The organism is Rossellomorea vietnamensis, from assembly GCF_001305855.1.
In the GTDB taxonomy this organism is placed as follows: Bacteria; Bacillota; Bacilli; order Bacillales; family Bacillaceae_B; genus Rossellomorea; species Rossellomorea vietnamensis_A.
Genome location: NZ_LIXZ01000001.1, coordinates 550,609 through 566,984, shown reverse-complemented (window position 1 = coordinate 566,984; position 16,376 = coordinate 550,609). Strand labels below are relative to the sequence as shown.

Sequence of the window (16,376 nt, the reverse complement as noted above, 5' to 3'; positions counted from 1 at the left end):
TTGCTTACTTTACTACCAGGACACTGGATTCACAGTTTTGTGTGACTTTTTCGCTGACACTTCCGAGTACCCATTTCTTCATGCCGGATTTACCGCTGCTTCCAACGACAACCAGGTCGGCCTGTATTTCCTTGGCGTATTCACATATGCGTTTCGCTTCAGAACCTGACAGGTGAATGAAATTGGCATCCACTCCATGAGGAGAAAGTTTTTCCCTGGCATTTACTAAATACGGATGGGTGGAAGAAGGTGTCTGGATTTCATGCCTATCTTCATCACGAACTTTGTTGTCAGGAGAAACCGATAGATTCCCCATGTACTGGTTATCGAAACCAGGAGACGTATCAGCGATTGCGTGAGTCGGTGTAAAGTTGTCACGAGGTTCATTCGCTATTTTTTCATCTGAAATATGAAGCACGGTTAGTTTTGAGTCTATGGAACTTTTCATTAATTTCGTTACTTCGTCTAATGCTTTTTTACTTCCATCTGTTTCATCGTAAGCTAATAGAATATGTCTATACATGTTAATCACCTCAACATTGGGATATCTGTTGTTTACCCCTTTTAAGAATTTTTAATCTTCTTTGGCGAATTCCCGAGATGGATGAAGAATCATTCAAAAAGAAAAATAAGGAGCAGAATGGGGGAAGATCCATTCTGCTCCTTCGCTTTCGATAATATAACTCAAATAATTGCAAGAATAATGTTTGGCTGATGTGGTCTTTCTTAAAGCATGCTGATGATCCAGCCAATAACAACAATTGCGCCAATGACCATTAAGATCGTACGTACCATGAAAATCACCTCGACTTATTGTATCGTGAAGAATGTTTAGTATTTCTAACCGGTTAAAGTAAACATACCCCGTTATCCATTGGTTAAAACATTCTCCCTCTGTTCATTTAGCCAATTTACTCCTGCAGGTGTTATTTCAGTTCCGATTCTCCCTCTTTGGATGCACACATATCCTAAAGCCTGTAATTCGTTCAATCTTGTCCTGATTTGTTGAACGGATAGCGGGGTAGGACCTTGTTGGAGTGTAGAATGAATCTTATCCCTGCTTGCCCTCTTTCCATTTTTAAAGAAATCCGCTAATGCAGTCAGGATATTGATATACTCCTGGGATTTAGACATGGTGACTTCCACCTGAGAATAGGTACCGTTAGTTTGCTCTTTATCAGTGAAATTATGATCGTTTCTCGGTAATTCTTGTAGTGTCAGCCTGTTGTGCCCGGCGACGGTCATCATATATAGGAGTGTATTCTTCAGTTCCCGAATATTTCCCCTCCACGGAGCTTTCTTCATTGATTCTAGTACGGAGCGGTCGATAGTGGTGATTTTACTATGTTCCATCAGGAGGAAGTGTTCGATAAGAAGAGGGATATCTTCACTTCTTTCCCTGAGGCTTGGCAGCTGTAAGGATAATACTTTTAAACGATGGTAAAGGTCTTCCCGAAACGTACCTTCTATTATTAAGGTTTGAAGGTCTTTGTTTGTAGCTGCGATGATCCTCACATCCACCGGAATATTCTTGTTTCCTCCGATCCTCCTGATTTCCATTTCCTGAAGGACCCTTAGGAGTCTTGCCTGAAGCTTCAAACTGATATCCCCAATTTCGTCAAGGAACAGAGTGCCTCCATCAGCCTGTTCGAATAATCCCTTTTTGCCGCCCTTTTTAGCACCTGTAAAGGCGCCTTCCTCATAACCGAATAATTCGCTTTCCAATAAATCTTCTGGTAAGGCGCTGCAGTTAACAGCGAGGTATGGGCTGTTCTTTCGGGAAGAATCATTGTGAATGGCGCTTGAAAACAGCTCTTTCCCAGTCCCTGTCTCACCGTAAATCAGAACCGGAAGCTCGCTTTTTGCAAGTTTCTCTGCAATCAATTTAGTTTCGTTAATAAGACGGCTGTTTCCTAATATGCTGTCGAATGTGTACTTAGCGATATATCCCCTTCGCTGAAGTTCACGTTTCCGTACTTTTTCCATTTCAATGGTCTCTTCCATATCTTTGAAAGTAGCCACAATGACACCTTCAGCCTCCAAACGGAAACGATACACCATGACATTCTGCTGTCGGAGCGTGAAATATTCCAGATCTTCATCCTGCTCTGAGGTCAGGAAATGATTGAGCTCGATGTTTTTGAACACCCTGCTCAATTTCTTCCCCTTTGCGTGAGTGGCGGAGATCCCGATCATTCTTTCAAGCACTTCATTGAAGACGGTGATTTCCCCATCCTCCTGAAAGGCGAGAATCCCGTCATTAACTCCATCGACTACTTTATTTAAAAATTTGTTTAACGTTTTTGCTCGTCGGTTGATGGCACCGAGCTTCTGACTGAGCTCAATGATTTTCCTCGTATAACGATCCGTTATGTCATAGGTCAATCTCTCTGATAATTGAAAGTGATGGACGATTTTCATGATCGTATTCAAATCGATCAGTCTGACACCTATATCGATTTTTTTTGGGATGGAGGAGGGGATGCTTGCCATTTCCCCTGGAGAAACAGCTGTATCAACTTGTCTCGTATCTCCTTCTCCGGATGGGGAGTAAGGAATATAGTCCACATGATCAATTCCGAGACGTTTTAAAGTAGCGACGGCTTCCTGAGCCGTTTCGATGAAGTCATTGACATAAAGGATCTTCTTTCCCGGAGGTAATTCGAATATTCGGTCTATGTATTCGTAATTTACCGTTCGACGGGCTTTCATGATGGTGCAGGAATCGAAATCGATATATTCTTGTACTTCGTCGGAAATGAGGGAAGAAGAGTACACGATCAATGCATTTGTAAAATACGTTGGGATTCCCTCATCACAGGCATAGCTTGTAATTTGAATCAGTTCGCCGAAAACGGATTGCAGCTGTTCCTTAAGTGCTCTTTCTGTTTGCTTGGTTCCGGCTAATAGAATTAATTCGCGTTTCATAATGTCCCTCCTAATGGTTATTGAAAGTTTAATGGTTATTAATAGTTTAACCTATATCAACCAATGAAGGGGATGGAGTTTGTATTTTCAGATAATTAAAGGTTGGCACGGAACTTGCAAGTTAGGAAATGAAGCACATCAAAATGTCTTATGGGGGGAATAGAAATGGAGAAAGAACAAAAAGCATGGAAGGTGCCGCATACGTTTGTTATTGTGTTTTTTGTCGTGCTGGCTGCTGCCATATTAACGTATGTCATACCTAAGGGGCAATTTGCGACGGAAGAGATCACGTACATGCAGGATGGGGAGGAACAAACCAAAACGGTTTTAAATCCTGATTCGTTTAGTTATTTGAAAGATGGGGATGGAAATCTCATCAGAGAAGGGACAAGTCTATTCGAACCAGGCGGGGGGATCGGCTTCCTGAATTATGTATTCGAAGGCCTCGTATCGGGGGATAAATGGGGATCCGCAGTCGGGGTAGTGGCATTTATCCTCATTATCGGGGGAGCCTTCGGAATCATCATGAAAACAAGGGCGATCGAAGAAGGGATCCTTAAGGTGATCGATCGGACCAAAGGGAAGGAATCTCTTATCATTCCGATCATGTTCTTCTTATTCTCATTAGGTGGGGCAGTCTTTGGTATGGGGGAAGAGGCCATCGCGTTTGCCATGATCCTCGTTCCGATCATGATTGCGATCGGTTATGATGCCATTACGGGGATCATGATCACATATGTTGCGACTCAGATCGGGTTTGCCACATCGTGGATGAATCCATTCGGTGTAGCAATCGCTCAAGGGGTATCAGGTGTCCCGGTTCTATCAGGAGCCGGCTTCCGAATTGTCATGTGGATCGTCTTTACTCTGTTCGGAATTATTTACACATGGAGATATGCCAATGCGATCAAGAAGGATCCTAAACGAAGCCTTTCTTACAAAACCGATGAGTACTTCCGGAAAGAAGGGAAAGTGGAAAATTTAAATGCGACATTCACTTTGGGCCACTCACTCGTCATTCTTACAGTAGTAGTGGGGATTGCCTGGATCATTTGGGGAGTAGTGGAGCATGCTTACTATATTCCTGAGATTGCGAGCCAATTCTTTACGATTGGTTTAGTTGCGGGAGTCATCGGAGTCCTGTTTAAATTAAACGGGATGACATGGGACGATGTAGCAAATGGATTCATCGACGGTGCCAAAGATCTTCTGCCTGCCGCATTGGTGGTGGGGATGGCAAAAGGGATCGTCATCATCCTTGGTGGAGATGCACCGGACGCACCATCTGTATTGAACACGGTATTATATGGTGCAGGGCAGGTAGTCGGTGATTTCCCTGAAGCCATTTCTGCCTGGTGTATGTATTTATTCCAGTCTGCTTTCAACTTCTTCGTTGTTTCCGGTTCCGGTCAAGCAGCGCTCACGATGCCTTTGATGGCACCACTTTCAGATATCGCCGGCGTTACCCGCCAAGTAGCGGTACTTGCTTTCCAATTGGGGGATGGACTGACGAATATCCTTGTTCCGACCTCTGCTGCCTTGATGGGATCACTCGGAGCGGCACGGGTCGATTGGGGTGTGTGGGCGAAATTCATCATTAAATTCATGCTCATTCTATTTGTACTGTCATCCATCTTTGTGATCACGGCCACACTCATCGGATTCTAACCTTTGAACTTTCGTGCCGGGTCCACCTTTCTGGCCCCGGTACAATCATTAACAAGAAATGAAAGGAGCAAACATCATGCTGACATTAATTCAAAACGGGGAAGTTTATGCTCCAGCATATCTAGGGAAAAAAGATATCCTCCTGGTCGGGGATAAAATAGGATTCATTGAAGACCATATTGAGCTTCCAGATTCATTTGTGGATATAAAAGTCGTGGATGCAACAGGGAAATTTGTTGTACCAGGATTCATCGACTCTCACGTACATATCATTGGGGGTGGTGGTGAAGGGAGTTTCCGTACAAGAACCCCGGAAATCCAGCTCTCCCAGGCTACTCTTGCAGGAATCACCACTCTTGTCGGAGTCATCGGAACAGATGGGACGACAAGGACGATGGCAAGCCTTATTGCTAAAGCGAAGGGGCTTGAGGAAGAAGGCATCACCTGCTACACACAAACCGGTTCATACCAGGTACCATTGAAAACGCTCACCGGCAAGATCGAGGACGATATTATCCTCGTGGACAGAATCATAGGAGTTGGTGAAGTGGCGATTGCCGATCATCGCTCCTCACAACCGACGGTCAACGAATTAGCAAAAATTGCGTCTGCTGCAAGAATCGGAGGAATGCTGTCTGGTAAAGCCGGTATTGTGAATGTCCACGTGGGAGACAGCCATGATCATTTAGGTCTGCTTGAAGAAATAGTTGAAACAACGGATATTCCGATCAAACAGTTCTACCCGACACATATCAACCGAAATGCCCATCTTTTTGAAGCGGGGATCCGATACGCACAAAAGGGTGGATATGTGGACTTTACGACAAGCACGATCCCACAGTTTCTTGAAGACGGGGAAGTCAAATGCAGTAAAGCACTTAAACACATGCTTGATGCAGGTGTACCGGTGGAACAAATCACCTACACTTCCGATGGACAGGCAAGCCTGCCGGATTTTGATGGGGATGGAGAACTGATCGGGCTGCAGATTGGCCAGGTATCCAGTCTCTATAATGAAGTGAAGGACGCTGTTTTGGTGGAAAGAATTCCGTTGGAAACAGCGATCAAGGTCATAACCTCAAACCCTGCCAAAATCCTGAAACTAAAGCATAAAGGCCATGTGGAAGTGGAAAGGGATGCTGATCTTGTACTGTTGGACAACGACAGCCTTGAAGTGAGATCGGTTTTTGCGAGAGGGAAGTTAATGGTCGACAATGGGGAAGCCGTGGTGAAGGGGACATTTGAATGATTTGCTGAATGTAAGAATGGCTTGGAGCATTTATGCTTCAGGCCTTTTTGTTGATTGAGGGATGGATCTCACCTGGGAATAGTCAATTTCCTAAAGATATCGGAGGTACGTTGAGAACGTATTGAGATTTTATTCATATGCGAAATTCCAAAAATATCAGCGAAAAGACAAATCATCACTGCATCATCGGAAATACCCGATCCCCATCCGACCCGAGACTGAGGAAAAAACCACCAATAGACCCTCATGCTCATAAGTGAATTTCTATAAAATAAAGATAGTTAATCATTGATGGGGGACGGTTTGTATGAAAAAAATGATAGAAATTTTTAAGAATCCGGTATTTTTAAAATTATTTTTCGCGAATTTCACTTCACATATGGGAAGTGTGATCGGTCTTACGGCGTTTATGTTTTATCTTTTGGATCGATTTTCTGATCAGCCCATGTATGCTTCTATTACAGAAATGATGTATTCAATCCCGACTCTTGTTGTGTTTTTCCTAGTGGGGGTGTTCGCTGACAGAATGGACCGTCAAAAAATTGCGTATCACTGTGATACGATCAGTGCCTTTCTCACACTGTTATTATTCGGAGCCATATTCATCGGTTGGCTGCCACTCATCTTTGCCGTTCTTTTCCTGAGAAGCGGCGTGCAGAAATTTTTCTTTCCTGCAGAACAAGGCATCCTGCAGGGGGTACTTTCCAAGGATGATTATGCTACAGCAGCCGGATTGAATCAGATGGTGATGAGTTTGTTTATGCTGCTCGGAAACGCCGTTGCCATATTTGTTTATTGGACCGCCGGGATTTACGGTGCCATTGTGGTGGATTTCGTTACGTTTGTGATTTCAGCCATCTTGATTAGAAAATGTGTTATTCCCGAAGAAGTCCGTCTCCCAAATGGCAAGCATTCCTGGAAGGATTTGAACATACAATCTGTCGCGAAAGACTTTACAGCGGGAATGAAGTATATCCTGAACCATAAGCTCCTATTATCGTTGGTTGGCGGGTTTGTCGTGTTCGGAATCGTGAACGGCGGGTTCTCGGTGATTCCTATCTTTATATTGAAATATAAGCTTGCGCCCGCTTCTTATGAAGAATACTCAATTTTATTAGGTGTCGCATTCGGGGCAGGTGTGCTGATCGGAAGTATCTTCTCTTCGATGCTGACCCAGAAATTCAAGCTTCATGTACTGATTGTGTCAGGTCTAGTGATTTCGGGGACATTCATCATCGCTGCATCTTTTGCTCCGACCACATGGATCTTCCTTGCCATCATTTTCTTGGCTGCACTCGGGTTGCCACTCGTAAACATTGCGATTGGCGGGTGGATGCCGAGTATCATCGACCCCAAAATGATGGGAAGGGTTCAGGGGTGGATCAATCCACTCATGATGCTGTCTCAATCGATTACTCTTGGAGTCATCGCTGTGACATTCCCATCCACCGTCACCGTAGAAATGCTCTACTGGCTCGTCGGCGGCTGCCTCCTCATCGTAGCCGTATTCTATACCATCATCCTTCCAAAATACGTGAAAGAAGAAACACAAACCGCAGTTGTGAATGGATAGAAATCCAATCCCCCCTATTGAATAGGCAGGTCTATTCGATAGAGGGTTAAATTGTGTCAAATATAGAATGAAAAATATTTTGAAAAAGTATACTGTTTTTATGAACGATATTTCCTGTTATACGTCTTATCAATGAACTCACCGGATAGGGTGGATAGAAAGGACAGTAATGGATGGATGAGAGAAAATGGATTAAACTAGCAAAAAAGGGGAATCACGAAGCCTTTGCTCTGCTTTTTAGAGAACATTATCCTTTTCTAGTGAAATACTTGATCAAAGTGACAATGAATCGGGATCAGGCAGAAGATCTTGCCCAGGATACGATGGCTAAGTGTGTCGAGAAAATCCATCAATACAACGGAAAATCCAAATTTTCCTCCTGGCTGATTTCAATTGCGACCAATCGATATATCGACCTTCAGCGCAAAAATAAGAGAGAAGAGACGTGGCAAAAGGAAGAGATGAATGGTAGGAAGCTGAAATGGGAAATGGAGTCAAGAAATGAGGAGTGGAATGATGTGTTAGCTGCACTGTCCACATTATCTGAAGATATCAGGCTCCCAATCATCTTGAAACATTACTACGGATATTCCTATGATGAAATCGCTCATATGACGGAAATTCCAGCAGGTACAGTCAAATCGAGGGTTCATCACGGAATCACCAGGTTGAGAAAGGAGTTAAAGATAGATGAACAAGGATCGTGAACAAGATGAATTAAAGAGATTACTTGGGGACGGATTCCGATCTATTGAAGAAGAAGTCCATCAAAACACGCCAAATCTGCAATGGTTTGAAGAGTTCGTCTCCGAGAGACAGGAGCGGCAAAAAGCCAGATTCAGACGGGATCTCATCATTTTTCTCCTTCTGGCCGGCTGCATCCTGACTTTGTTTTCCCTAACATTATTTCAAATGCCCGTATTGTTTCTGCTTCTTCAAATTATCATCTTTCTGGGAGCATCGATTTTTACAGGGATTACCTATCGGAAAAAGGTGAAGAGGGTATGACGAAAGAAGAACTTTATATTTTACCCCTTGTCATTCCCATTCTTTTGACACAAAGCATTTATCTGTTCATCGATGCTCGTAAAAACGGTCACAATTACTGGTTCTGGGGAATTTGGGGATTGATACAGTGTCCATTCCCCATCATCTTCTATTTATTATTTGCTAAAAAAGTATGGAGGAAATTCAAGAGAATAGAAAAATGATGGTTCACGAATGCATAATTGGATCATATATTGTATTGAAAATTACTAATAAAGATAATATTGACACAATTCGCGCCATATAGTATGGTTATTAATGGAATAAACACATTAAATGAATGGAGGGTTTGTGATGATGAAAGTGTATAGAATTAAAGGAGCACCATCAGCTTGTCCTATCAATTTCATATCATCACATGACCAGTAACTCCTTGCGATTTTATATGAATCAATGAGCACAGGTTATGAAGGTAATCTGTGCTTTTATATGTCCAAAATCGAAGACGGACGTTCATAAGGCGCAAAAGATCCGGTTGGTCCAATGGTGGGCTCTGCTGAATCTAACCGCTTTAGGACGTCCGTCTGTTTTATTTTTGGTGTATCCAAGGCAATCCTTGATCACATATGCATTTAATTTATTGAGGAGGAAATGAAGATGGTAATGGTTCAAATGAAGAAGATGATGACTGCAGTGGAGACAGAAGGCGGATAGATGGGAAAGTCAACTTGAGGAGGTAGAGTGGGATGTTTAGTATTTTTAAGAAATTATCATGGTTTTTTATTGAGAATTGGAAACGATATACAGTCGCAATCGTCCTATTGACGATTGTCGGGATTCTTGATGTGATTCCACCTAAACTTGTGGGGAATGCCATCGATGACATCCACCTTGGTGCGATGACCTGGGATGTGGTGGGGAAGTATCTTTGGATGATTGCCGGGATTGCCCTCATCTCATATGGGATGACATATGTGTGGATGTATCAACTGTTTGGCGGAGCCTTTCTCGTTGAGAGGAAGCTGCGCAGCAAATTTATGGGGCACCTCTTAAAGATGACCCCGACGTTCTTTGAGAAGAATCGCACGGGTGATTTAATGGCGCGGGCGACGAATGATTTGAAGGCGATCTCGGTTACGGCAGGTTTCGGTGTGCTGACGTTGATCGATTCCAGCGTGTTTATGTTAACGATCCTGTTTACGATGGGGTTTCTCATCAGCTGGAAACTGACGATAGCGGCTGTTTTGCCGCTCCCGATCATGGCTCTGTTAATGAAGGTATACGGCGCGAGGATCCACAAACGGTTCACCGAAGCACAGGATGCGTTTGGAGACTTGAATGATAAGGTGCTTGAGTCGATTGCCGGGGTCAGGGTCATCAGGGCTTACGTACAGGAAAGGGCAGATGAGAAGCGATTCGCTGATATGACGGAAGATGTATATAACAAAAATATAGGTGTAGCAAGGATTGATTCACTCTTTGAACCGACCATTAAAGTCCTTGTCGGGTTAAGTTATTTAATCGGATTGGGCTATGGGGCCTACCTGGTGTTCCATCAGAGCATAACGCTTGGGCAGTTGGTTTCCTTTAATGTGTACCTGGGGATGCTGATCTGGCCGATGTTTGCGATTGGTGAATTGATCAATGTGATGCAGCGCGGGAATGCGTCCCTCGATCGGGTTCAGGAGACCCTTGATTATGTCCAGGACGTCCAGGATAGGGAGAATCCTAAATCAATCGATTCCCCTGAACAGATCGGATTTAAGGATGTGGACTTCAAGTATCCGTCCTCACAGGTATTGAACCTTTCCAACATCAATATGGACATTCATCAAGGAGGAACTCTCGGGATAGTCGGAAAGACCGGAAGCGGCAAAACGACATTCATCAAGCAGCTTCTCCGTGAATATCCAGCGGGAAGTGGTTCGCTATCCATCGGAGGTATCCAGATAGACGACTTGTCCATTCAGCAGGTAAGGGACTGGATTGGCTATGTACCACAAGATCATGTTTTATTTTCCAGAAGCGTACGAGAAAATATATTATTCGGAAAGCATGATGCAACAGAGGAAGATTTGGAAAAGGCGATAGAACTGGCTGATTTCAAAAAGGACCTCGAGATGCTGCCTGATGGGTTGACCACTCTTGTAGGTGAAAAGGGTGTGGCTCTCTCAGGCGGGCAGAAACAACGGATTTCGATAGCAAGAGCTCTCATCAAAAATCCTGAAATCCTGATTCTTGATGACTCATTATCGGCCGTAGATGCAAAGACAGAAGCAAAGATCATAGACAATATACGAACAGAACGTGAAGGGAAAACAACGATTATTACGACTCATCGTCTCTCGGCGGTTCAGCATGCAGATTGGATCATCGTATTTGAAGATGGGAAAGTGGTAGAAGAAGGGGTCCATGAAGTGCTCCTCGAAAATGGTGGTTGGTATAAAGAACAATTCGACCGCCAACAAGTTGAAGATTCCTCGCGTGAGGAGGTGGGCACATGAACGTCGGAAGAAAACTAACCGAATATGCGCTTATTTATAAAAAAATCATCATAGCGGCCCTCCTGATGCTCAGTGTATCAGTGGCGGCAGAACTTGCCGGTCCTTTCATAGCCAAAAAACTGATTGATGACCATATACTAGGGATTGAGTCGACCTGGTATGAAACGGTGGAGGGGAAAGAAGCTGTACCTTATGAAGGAACTTGGTATAAGCGAGATCAATATTTCCAGGAAGGGGAGACAAAAGGAGAAGACGTCCGTATCCTTCAGGTTGGCAGAGCGTTTTATTTCGTTCCTGCCACGGTTTCCTTTGACGGGGAACGATCTGTGTCATCAGGGGAGATGACGATTACAAAAGGCGGGGAATCAGCAACCTATCCCGCTGAGAAGTTAACAGGGGATGAGCTTCTCAGGTTCTATAATCCGGAAATCCCAAGGATCATCCGGTTGATTGCCTTTTATTTCGGCTTGCTTGTCCTCGCGGCCTTCTTCCAATACGGCCAGCGGTTCTACCTTCAGAAGGCAGCAAACCGTGTCATACAAAAGATGCGTAATGATGTATTTCAGCACATCCAGAAGCTACCGATCCGCTATTTCGATAATCTGCCGGCAGGGAAGGTCGTTGCCAGAATCACAAACGACACGGAAGCAATCAGGGACCTTTATGTAACGGTATTATCCACATTCTTCTCAAGTACCATCTATATTATCGGGATTTACATTGCACTCTTTATCCTTGATGCAAAATTAGCGGCCATCTGCTTGATCCTGATACCGATCCTTGTGGTGTGGACGTATCTTTATCGTATTTATGCGTCGAAATACAATCACATCATCAGATCGAAAGTGAGTGATATCAATGCCATGGTCAATGAATCCATTCAGGGCATGAGCATCATTCAGGCTTTCAGCAGAGAAAAGAAAACAAACGAAGAATTCGAAGATCTGAACGAAACCCACTTCAAGTATCAAAATAAGCTATTAAGCTTAAATTCAATGACCTCCCATAACCTTGTAGGGGTTCTGAGGAATATCACGTTCGTGGCGTTCATTTGGTATTTCGGGGGATCATCGATCGGAGTGGGATCTGTTGTCACGCTTGGTGTGCTTTACGCCTTTGTTGACTACATCAACCGGTTGTTCCAGCCGGTGACAGGGATCGTGAACCAGCTTGCCAACCTTGAACAGGCCCTTGTTGCGGGTGAACGGGTTTTCGAGCTGCTTGAAGAGACGGGAACCCCTGTAAACGATGAAAAAATGAGCAGGTATGACGGAAATGTCAGCTTTGAACATGTATTCTTTGGATATAAAGAAAATGAGTATGTATTGAAAGATATAACGTTTGAAGCGAATAAAGGGGAAACCGTTGCACTGGTGGGACACACGGGTTCAGGAAAGAGCTCGATCATGAATCTGTTGTTCCGTTTCTATGATAGCAATGAAGGGGAAATCCGGATTGATGGAAAAGACATTGTCGATATTCCCTATCAGACGATTCGGGAACATATGGGAATCGTCCTGCAGGATCCTTATTTGTTCACAGGGACGATTGCTTCTAATGTCAGTCTCGATGATCCAAGGATTTCACGGGAACAGGTGAAGGCAGCACTCGATGCAGTAGGTGCGGAAAAAGTGTTCAAAAACTTGGAGAATGGATATGATGAACCGGTGATCGAGAAAGGCAGCACCCTTTCATCCGGTCAGCGCCAACTGATATCATTTGCCCGTGCACTTGCCTTTAATCCAGCAATCCTAATTCTCGATGAAGCGACGTCGAGCATCGATACAGAGACTGAGGCCATCATTCAGGAAGCGATGGAAGTCCTGAAAAAAGGCCGAACGACCTTCATCATCGCTCACAGGTTATCCACGATCAAGGAAGCCGATCAAATCCTTGTGTTAGATCGAGGGGAAATCGTTGAACGTGGGAATCATGATGAATTAATGAAAAGGCTGGGGCGTTATTATCAAATGTATCAGCTTCAACAAGGAACAAAAAATAATCTGGCAGGATAGAAGAGGAAAAGCGTCTGACGATAGAAGTCGGATGCTTTTTCTTATTGACCTATTATGATTTTGAAAATATCCCATTCTACTTTATAAATATATTGGTGATACGGGGGATCAACCATGTGTAAATACAATTTCCTGTTAAGAAAACAGGACTTTCGTGGGATTTTGTCGTTTTAAATCGAATTTATCTCTTTATCAATGTATAATTTAATTGATGAAAAAGTTTCATAAAGGGAGGATCCTATGATGGGATGGGCAATCGCCATTTTATTTGGGTCAGCAGTTGTGCTGCTCATTTTATCGTTTATTAAAACGACACAAACCAACTCGAGGCTTGAGCAACAGATAGAGCATGTATCCATTTCTGTATTGAATGAGGTTCATGAACTGGAGAAGCAATTACGAAATATACAATTGGATGCAGAAATTACAGCCCAGCAGGCAGGAGCTGTACCAGCTGTATCCGAGGAGCGCCAATTGCTCCGTGAGATGCTTGATTTGTATAAAAGAGGCTATTCTGTTGAAAGTATTGCTGGAAAAACAAAGCTCAAACCTAATGAAGTGGAGCATATGCTTGCGCCGTTCATGGCTCAAAAGGGTGAAAGGGGCTTAGTGGCACAATGACAGTGACATCGAATTCGTTACGGAGTTTTGCTGGGGGGATTTTGATCGCAACCTCATTGATTGGGGCTGTGTATCTTTTTGGTCCTTCTGAAGCAAGTAGTACCGGGAAAGAAGAACCTGCTGAAGTGCAAAAGCTGTCAGAGGATGAAATGGTGAAGAAGCTGACTTCAGAAGGCTATGTCATACATACAGAAGACCAGTGGAACAAACAGCTGAAAGCTATGAATGAAAAGCAGGATGAAAAAGCATCGGATAAGAAAGATGACGATAAGGTGGTCTACAAAACGATGCTCACCGTTTCTACCGGTATGACAAGTATCGACGTAGGAAACGCTCTGGAACAAGCCAATATCATAAAAAATGGGTTGGATTTCTATAAAGAGGTAGAAAAGCGGGGGCTTGAGAACGAGCTGCGCCCAGGTACCTTTGAAGTCGAAAGTGGAATGAGCACGGACGAAATCATTTCTACCATCTTTAAATAATAGGAAAACGGGACTGATATTCAGCCCCGTTTTTTTTATACTCAATAACTGATACCAACCCGAGTTTTGATGAAGGATTCGTCTGAGAGTTGTTTGTATATGAAATCTCCGGTGTCATACATGGAAATGCTGCTTCCGCCTTCAGGTAGAACATCTCTTTCCGTTCGGTAATTCCCCAGTCGTTCTCCATCCGGCAAATAGGTCGGACAAACGATGGTCCAGTCCATTCCGGATGCCTGAAGCATGAGAAACGCCCTTAAATGGTCTTCCGCAGCGGTTGTGCTCCTTCGTTTCGATTCACTTGACTGAAAACGATAGAGGCGATCATCTTTCCGCGCCTGGAGGATGCCCGCCGTCCCGCACGTGATAATTCGTTTCACTCCATAGTTTCTCATGGCTTTCAACAGGATTGGCATGCTTTTTGTGAGGACATCCTGTTTATCTGTATTCAGGCAGCTGATCACGGCATCTGAGCCTTCGATGGTCTTCCTCACATCTTCTTCATTCAACACATCCCCGACAACTTCCATACCGGAGGCGTCTTGTCCACTGCCTCTCCGTACCAATCGATTTACTTCATGTTCTGACACAGCCAGTTGGAAGACTACGGAACCAACCCGGCCCGTGCTCCCGAATAAAGCAATTTTCATATCATGCCCTCCCATTTTCTTATAAAAATAGTGTATCTTATAATCGGAAATTTTTACATGTTTGTGTATTCAGGGATACATACTAAAGACATGAAGAAAAAAATCTTGAAATGAAACTTTTATGTTGACTTATTTCTGGTAACGTTTTATGATGACATTCGTAACAAATTTAAATCCGATAAGAATAGTGGGGGTTTTACAATGAAAAAATGGAAATTATCCATCATCATGCTAATCGCCTTATCCATGGTATTAGCTGCATGTGGGCAATCTAAAGATAAAGAAGAATCAAATGGTGATTCGAAAAAGACATCCCTTTACGAGAAGGTAAAGGAAGATGGCGAATTGCTTGTCGGGACGGAAGGTACATATCCTCCTTTCACATTCCATGACGAATCAGGAAAACTGACCGGGTTTGACGTAGAAATCACCCGTGAAATCGCGAAACGTCTTGGTGTCGAAGCGAAATTCCAGGAAACGCAATGGGATGCAATGTTTGAAGGTTTGAACTCCAAGCGATTCGATATGATCGCAAATCAGGTGGGGATTCGTGAAGACCGCGAGAAGAAATACGATTTCTCTAAACCATATATCGAATCAAGTGCCGTAGTGGTCGTGTCAAAAGACAACAAGGATGTTACCTCATTTGAAGATATCAAAGGATTGACTTCAGCTCAGTCCTTGACAAGCAACTACCGTGATATCGCTGAGAAAAACGGGGCAAAGATCCAAGGTGTGGAAGGTTTATCACAATCAATCCAGCTTCTTGAACAAGGCAGAGTGGATGTGACCGTGAATGATAAAATTTCCATTCTTGATTACTTAAAGAAACAACCAAACGCCAACGTCAAAATCGCTGCTGAAGCGGAAGATGCGGGTCAAAGTGGTTTCATGTTCCGTAAAGGGAATGATAAGCTGGTTGAGGAAGTAAACAAAGCGTTAGAGGACATGATGGAAGACGGTACGTACAAAGAAATCTCTGATAAGTGGTTCGGAGAAGATGTATCTCCTAAGTAGCATTTACCAGGATCCTGAAGCAATGATTGATATTTTACAAAGCTCCCTGCTTCCAATGTTAGAGGGGGCTTTGTATTATTCTATCCCTCTGACGCTCATTTCTTTTGCTTTAGGTATGATTCTGGCTGTACTCACTGCTCTTGCACGTCTATCAAATGTATCGATCTTACGGGGAATTGCCCGATTTTATGTTTCGGCCATACGGGGCACGCCTCTACTCGTGCAATTATTTATCATATTCTATGGGTTACCTACTCTAGGAATCAAATTTGATCCATTCCCATCAGCTATCATTGCCTTTTCATTGAACAAAGGTGCGTATTCATCAGAAATCGTGCGTGCGGCGATTCAATCGATTCCAAAAGGCCAATGGGAAGCGGGATATTCGATCGGCATGACCTATTCACAGGCGTTAAAAAGAATCATCCTGCCCCAGGCGACGAGAGTATCGATTCCACCATTGGCCAACTCATTCATCAGTCTAGTGAAAGATACGTCCCTTGCTTCCTTGATCCTAGTAACAGAAATGTTCAGAAAAGCCCAGGAAATCGCTGCAACGAATTATGAGTTCCTGCTTATGTATATGGAAGCAGCCGTACTTTACTGGATCATCTGCTTTATATTATCAATCATACAAGGCCGCATCGAGAACAGGCTGGACCGATATATTGCGAAGTAATTT

At 43.6% G+C, this 16,376-nt stretch carries 15 protein-coding genes; 12 read left to right on the top strand and 3 right to left on the bottom strand.

Going from position 1 to position 16,376, the window contains the following annotated elements:
- Positions 1-4: 4 nt before the first annotated feature.
- A complete protein-coding gene (locus AM506_RS02795; protein WP_060670558.1) occupies positions 5-523 on the bottom strand; it encodes a universal stress protein in 519 nt (172 codons plus the stop codon).
- Between the two features lie 344 nt (positions 524-867).
- Positions 868-2,928 carry a sigma-54 interaction domain-containing protein gene (locus AM506_RS02790; RefSeq protein ID WP_060670556.1) on the bottom strand — a complete coding sequence of 687 codons (2,061 nt, stop codon included), beginning with the start codon at positions 2,926-2,928 and terminating at the stop codon, positions 868-870.
- Positions 2,929-3,093: 165 nt separating this feature from the next.
- On the opposite strand from AM506_RS02790, the gene yfcC reads away from it, so the two are divergent.
- The 10 genes from yfcC to AM506_RS02740 all read left to right on the top strand — a co-directional run bounded on the left by yfcC (position 3,094) and on the right by AM506_RS02740 (position 14,027).
- Positions 3,094-4,596 carry a putative basic amino acid antiporter YfcC gene (gene yfcC / locus AM506_RS02785; protein ID WP_082386205.1) on the top strand — a complete coding sequence of 501 codons (1,503 nt, stop codon included), beginning with the start codon at positions 3,094-3,096 and terminating at the stop codon, positions 4,594-4,596.
- Positions 4,597-4,672: 76 nt separating this feature from the next.
- Positions 4,673-5,845: a beta-aspartyl-peptidase gene (gene iadA, locus AM506_RS02780; protein ID WP_060670552.1), complete on the top strand. Its 1,173-nt coding sequence runs from the start codon at positions 4,673-4,675 to the stop codon at positions 5,843-5,845.
- A 307-nt stretch (positions 5,846-6,152) separates the two neighbouring features.
- Positions 6,153-7,418 (top strand): MFS transporter, encoded by a 1,266-nt coding sequence (locus AM506_RS02775; protein WP_060670550.1) that lies wholly within the window; start codon positions 6,153-6,155, stop codon positions 7,416-7,418.
- A gap of 173 nt (positions 7,419-7,591) precedes the next feature.
- On the top strand, positions 7,592-8,125 hold the full coding sequence (gene sigY / locus AM506_RS02770; RefSeq protein ID WP_060670548.1) for an RNA polymerase sigma factor SigY: 534 nt from the start codon (positions 7,592-7,594) through the stop codon (positions 8,123-8,125).
- The gene (locus AM506_RS02765) at positions 8,109-8,426 is read left to right on the top strand and encodes a YxlC family protein (protein ID WP_060670546.1); all 318 of its coding nucleotides are present in this window, start codon (positions 8,109-8,111) and stop codon (positions 8,424-8,426) included. The genes sigY and AM506_RS02765 overlap by 17 nt, the downstream gene beginning before the upstream one ends.
- Entirely contained in the window at positions 8,423-8,629 is a 207-nt protein-coding gene (locus tag AM506_RS02760) for a hypothetical protein (protein ID WP_060670544.1), read from the top strand. The genes AM506_RS02765 and AM506_RS02760 overlap by 4 nt, the downstream gene beginning before the upstream one ends.
- Before the next feature lie 522 nt (positions 8,630-9,151).
- Positions 9,152-10,909: an ABC transporter ATP-binding protein gene (locus tag AM506_RS02755; protein ID WP_060670542.1), complete on the top strand. Its 1,758-nt coding sequence runs from the start codon at positions 9,152-9,154 to the stop codon at positions 10,907-10,909.
- Entirely contained in the window at positions 10,906-12,924 is a 2,019-nt protein-coding gene (locus tag AM506_RS02750) for an ABC transporter ATP-binding protein (RefSeq protein WP_060670540.1), read from the top strand. Before AM506_RS02755 ends, AM506_RS02750 begins: the two co-directional genes overlap by 4 nt.
- 243 nt (positions 12,925-13,167) lie before the next feature.
- Positions 13,168-13,545: a hypothetical protein gene (locus AM506_RS02745; protein ID WP_060670538.1), complete on the top strand. Its 378-nt coding sequence runs from the start codon at positions 13,168-13,170 to the stop codon at positions 13,543-13,545.
- Positions 13,542-14,027, top strand: coding sequence for an endolytic transglycosylase MltG (locus AM506_RS02740; RefSeq protein WP_235576025.1), 486 nt, complete (start codon positions 13,542-13,544; stop codon positions 14,025-14,027). Before AM506_RS02745 ends, AM506_RS02740 begins: the two co-directional genes overlap by 4 nt.
- Positions 14,028-14,068: 41 nt before the next feature.
- Here AM506_RS02740 and AM506_RS02735 read toward each other — a convergent pair whose 3' ends face one another.
- On the bottom strand, positions 14,069-14,677 hold the full coding sequence (locus tag AM506_RS02735; protein WP_060670536.1) for an NAD(P)-dependent oxidoreductase: 609 nt from the start codon (positions 14,675-14,677) through the stop codon (positions 14,069-14,071).
- A 201-nt stretch (positions 14,678-14,878) separates the two neighbouring features.
- On the opposite strand from AM506_RS02735, the gene AM506_RS02730 reads away from it, so the two are divergent.
- Together AM506_RS02730 and AM506_RS02725 are read left to right on the top strand one after the other, a co-directional pair.
- Positions 14,879-15,694 (top strand): amino acid ABC transporter substrate-binding protein, encoded by an 816-nt coding sequence (locus AM506_RS02730; protein WP_060670534.1) that lies wholly within the window; start codon positions 14,879-14,881, stop codon positions 15,692-15,694.
- Positions 15,678-16,373: an amino acid ABC transporter permease gene (locus AM506_RS02725; RefSeq protein WP_060670532.1), complete on the top strand. Its 696-nt coding sequence runs from the start codon at positions 15,678-15,680 to the stop codon at positions 16,371-16,373. Before AM506_RS02730 ends, AM506_RS02725 begins: the two co-directional genes overlap by 17 nt.
- Positions 16,374-16,376 lie beyond the last annotated feature (3 nt).

Coding starts and splice junctions, on each gene's coding strand:
- AM506_RS02745 (WP_060670538.1), top strand. CDS start 13,168: ATGGGATGGGCAATCGCCATTTTATTTGGGTCAGCAGTTGTGCTGCTC.
- AM506_RS02775 (WP_060670550.1), top strand. CDS start 6,153: ATGAAAAAAATGATAGAAATTTTTAAGAATCCGGTATTTTTAAAATTA.
- AM506_RS02795 (WP_060670558.1), bottom strand. CDS start 523: ATGTATAGACATATTCTATTAGCTTACGATGAAACAGATGGAAGTAAA.
- AM506_RS02760 (WP_060670544.1), top strand. CDS start 8,423: ATGACGAAAGAAGAACTTTATATTTTACCCCTTGTCATTCCCATTCTT.
- iadA (WP_060670552.1), top strand. CDS start 4,673: ATGCTGACATTAATTCAAAACGGGGAAGTTTATGCTCCAGCATATCTA.
- AM506_RS02790 (WP_060670556.1), bottom strand. CDS start 2,928: ATGAAACGCGAATTAATTCTATTAGCCGGAACCAAGCAAACAGAAAGA.
- AM506_RS02765 (WP_060670546.1), top strand. CDS start 8,109: ATGAACAAGGATCGTGAACAAGATGAATTAAAGAGATTACTTGGGGAC.
- yfcC (WP_082386205.1), top strand. CDS start 3,094: ATGGAGAAAGAACAAAAAGCATGGAAGGTGCCGCATACGTTTGTTATT.
- AM506_RS02740 (WP_235576025.1), top strand. CDS start 13,542: ATGACAGTGACATCGAATTCGTTACGGAGTTTTGCTGGGGGGATTTTG.
- sigY (WP_060670548.1), top strand. CDS start 7,592: ATGGATGAGAGAAAATGGATTAAACTAGCAAAAAAGGGGAATCACGAA.
- AM506_RS02750 (WP_060670540.1), top strand. CDS start 10,906: ATGAACGTCGGAAGAAAACTAACCGAATATGCGCTTATTTATAAAAAA.
- AM506_RS02735 (WP_060670536.1), bottom strand. CDS start 14,677: ATGAAAATTGCTTTATTCGGGAGCACGGGCCGGGTTGGTTCCGTAGTC.
- AM506_RS02725 (WP_060670532.1), top strand. CDS start 15,678: ATGTATCTCCTAAGTAGCATTTACCAGGATCCTGAAGCAATGATTGAT.
- AM506_RS02730 (WP_060670534.1), top strand. CDS start 14,879: ATGAAAAAATGGAAATTATCCATCATCATGCTAATCGCCTTATCCATG.
- AM506_RS02755 (WP_060670542.1), top strand. CDS start 9,152: ATGTTTAGTATTTTTAAGAAATTATCATGGTTTTTTATTGAGAATTGG.